General features: G+C 62.3%; 4 protein-coding genes. 2 read left to right on the top strand and 2 right to left on the bottom strand.

Annotated features, from left to right (window positions below; genetic code table 11):
• Positions 1–173: 173 nt before the first annotated feature.
• Positions 174–632: a hypothetical protein gene (locus NB3_RS28680; RefSeq protein WP_067809576.1), complete on the bottom strand. Its 459-nt coding sequence runs from the start codon at positions 630–632 to the stop codon at positions 174–176.
• A 143-nt stretch (positions 633–775) separates the two neighbouring features.
• Here NB3_RS28680 and NB3_RS28675 point away from each other — a divergent pair, with 143 nt between their 5' ends.
• Both NB3_RS28675 and NB3_RS28670 read left to right on the top strand, forming a co-directional pair.
• The gene (locus NB3_RS28675) at positions 776–1513 is read left to right on the top strand and encodes a helix-turn-helix domain-containing protein (RefSeq protein ID WP_067809574.1); all 738 of its coding nucleotides are present in this window, start codon (positions 776–778) and stop codon (positions 1511–1513) included.
• Between the two features lie 4 nt (positions 1514–1517).
• Positions 1518–2000, top strand: a complete 483-nt coding sequence (locus NB3_RS28670) for an NUDIX hydrolase (protein ID WP_067809573.1) — start codon at positions 1518–1520, stop codon at positions 1998–2000.
• On the opposite strand, the gene NB3_RS28665 is transcribed toward NB3_RS28670, so the two are convergent.
• On the bottom strand, positions 1976–2503 hold the full coding sequence (locus tag NB3_RS28665) for an HD domain-containing protein (RefSeq protein ID WP_169810759.1): 528 nt from the start codon (positions 2501–2503) through the stop codon (positions 1976–1978). The two genes, NB3_RS28670 and NB3_RS28665, sit on opposite strands and share 25 nt — an antisense overlap.
• Between the last annotated feature and the right edge of the window lie 641 nt (positions 2504–3144).

Genomic DNA, 3144 nt, shown 5'->3' with positions numbered 1-3144 from the left:
CTGAGCCAGCAGCGACCGGGCATCCTCGATGCTCAAGGCCAGATAGGCATCCGCGCCGGACAACCTCACATGCACCCACGCGGGCATCGGTCCGTACGCCGACTCGTACGCGGGCGAGTAGTCGACAGTGATGCCGTCATGACCGGAAGCGGCCGTGCTGAAGAACGACATGATCACGCCGCCTTACCGGCCGCACGAGCCGCACCCGGATCGGCCGGAGCCTGCTTGGAACCCGAGTTGTCACCCGCGATCCCGGTCGCACGCACCGTCCAGCCGATCGACTTGAACTCCCCCGAACCGGCGATCTTCGGCTTGATCTGCAACCCCTCCAGCACCACCGGGGTCACACCCTGCGACACCGGCGACGCCGACGGCACCGGCTGCACATCCGACACGAACGTCACATCGAACGAAGCGTTCTTCGAACCCATCCCCGTCGGGTCCATCACGGTGCCCTTCCACAACCGCTTCCCCGTGCCATTGCCCTCGAAGTCGTAGTCCTGCTTCTGAATCTTCGGCGCGTTCCGATCCCGGCTGAACTCCGTCACCGGCTGAATCTCACCCACCAACAGCAGACCCATCGGGAACGCCTCCGCGAAGTCCACACTGAACCAAACATCCTTCAAAGCCATTGCCGTAACCCCTTGTGTCAGAGACGATTTGAACGATCACAGAGGTTCTGTAACCTCTGACACATCTAGAATCCCGCGACAGACAGGGACGAAAAAACCCAATATTTAGGACACTTTGGGACACTTGGCGGTAGCATTGATGCATGACCAACGAACGACTTCGGGGCGCAATGGCGGCAGCAGATCTCACGAAACATGCTCTGGCGGAGCGGCTTAAGATCAGCACGAAGACGGTCGAGCGGTGGGTCACTCAAGATCGGTGCCCGCATCCGGGACTTCGGCTCAAGGTCGCCCGTGAACTGGACTGCGACGAGACCTACCTATGGCCCGAGCTGCTGGCGGGAAGCCGATCTGCAACCGCCTCATTGTCCGAGCTAGTGCAGATCTGGCCGACTCGCCCCGAGGTGCCGCACGAGGTTTGGCGTTCGCTCATGCAGCAGGCCGCTGACCACATCGATGTCCTGGTGTACGCAGGCGGCTTCCTTGTGGAGTCTCTCAATTTCGTAAACGTCGTTCGCGCCAAAGCCACTGCGGGGGTGCAGGTCCGAATCCTCGTTGGAGAGAGCGACTCGCCGGAAGTTCGCGCCCGCGCCCGCGAAGAGGGCTTGCCGTCGCTACCTCAGCGGTGCCAGTCAACGCTGGAATATCTCCGGGAAACGATGGACATGCCGATGGTCGATGTCCGCACCCACCGCACGACGCTGTACAACAGCATCTACCGTTTCGGCGACTCGATGCTTGTCAACACCCACAGCTATGGCGCCTATGCGGCGAAGTCTCCAGTCCAGCACTTGCAGCGCGTCCCAGGTGGCCGACTCTTCTCCTACTACATGGAGTCGTTCGAGGCTGCCTGGCTCACGGGACGCCCCGCACTATCCTGACTCCATGGGACGCCGAATCGACTACCACCAGGACCCCAACGCTCCGGCAGCCAATAGCGTCCGCCCTAGCGCAGCAGCCTTCGTCCACCAGCAGGACAAGGTCCTGCTTATTCGCAGGTCAGATAACGGGAACTGGTCAATGCCTGGAGGTGCCCACGACCCTGGCGAGTCGCTTAGCCGCACCGCCGTACGGGAGACCCAAGAAGAGACCGGAGTCGATATCCACGTAACCGGAATCGTCGGAATCTTCACCGACCCAACCCACGTCATCCACTACACCAGTAACGACGAGGTTCGACAGGAGTTCACCGTGGTCTATCGCGGTGAAGCAGTCGGCGGGGAACCGACACCCAGCAGCGAAAGCACGCGCGTCGAATGGGTGCCGGTCGATCAGATTGCAACTCTCGCTATGGACCCCAGCCAGCGAAAGCGGATCGACTGGGCTCTTAACGAGAGCGAACCCTACATCGACCCCGATGCCCGCTGAGCCGCCATCCGCAACCGCGGTTCAGCTCGTGTAATGGCGGTATGAACCACGCTTCCCGGTTCGTACCTTTTCAGAATCTCGGCCAGTCGTTCATCCACCGTGAAGTCCTCGCCGTTTGGCCCGGTGGAGAGGTCAGCCCACCACATGAAGTCATCGGCTACGTCGAGTCCTGCCACGCCAACCAGTCGGAACTCTTCGAACAGGCCCGCATCCAGGCCCCGGACATCCGCCTCTACCTCTGCCGCCGTGTGGAATGCCACCAAGTGGCATACGACGGGCGAATACCCGCGGGAACGCAACAGCCGCGCGCCGTCGATCGGGTGAAACGCGATTTCCGGATACCCGTAGCCGACGTCATGCAGATAGGCCGCCGTGATCGCTTCCGCACGTAGTTCCGCTGGCAACAGTTCCGCAACGCCTTCCATTCGCCGACCCACGGCAATCGAGTGAGCACGCCGCGATTCGGTCAGCGAAGACAGCAGTTCGGCCATGGCCTCGTTCACGGCCGCCATGTTACGCGCGACCCCGGTCCGCCGAGATCCTCGCCACTGCCTGACTGTGTGGTCGAAGTCAATAGCGTTGACGATACTGTTTATCGTGAACTGTACACACAGATACGTGTACAGTTAGATCGTCACGCGAGTGATGCTGGCGGTGGGACGCCGCGCTACCGACGCCCCACCTGATGGGTTACCTAGCCCGCAACCAGCGGACCAGCATGAGCGCCCCGGCGATCACGGCAGCGAGCGTCAACACGATGCCGTAATCGACCGGGGTCTCTTGCTTTCTCCGGCGATGTTTCGCCATCCCCACCACCTCCTTCCTGGGCGCGGTGTGTGGACCAAGTCCACCGCCCCTCGGCTGGAGGTGCGTCCACCTTACGTGACCGCAGCGACATGAACCGTTGAACCGCAACAGATTCCGGCACTTCCTCCGTCCGCCCAGGACATCATCCGCACCAGACGACGATTCCACCCACGTTGGGACGACCGGCGGTCCGCTTTCAGCCGTCGCCGCCCGCTGTGCGAGTTGTTGCCGAATTTCGCCATACAGGATCAAGAGCGCCCCGGCGGCGCTTCGCGCCGCCGCCGCGCTGCGACGCGCAGCGCGTACTGATGAGGCGTCGTCCGCGGCGCGTCGGCGC

The sequence above is a fragment of the Nocardia beijingensis NBRC 16342 genome (assembly GCF_001612785.1).
Taxonomy (GTDB): domain Bacteria; phylum Actinomycetota; class Actinomycetes; order Mycobacteriales; family Mycobacteriaceae; genus Nocardia; species Nocardia beijingensis.
The sequence above is the reverse complement of the archived record's forward strand: the minus strand, read 5'-3'. Positions and strand labels throughout refer to the sequence as shown.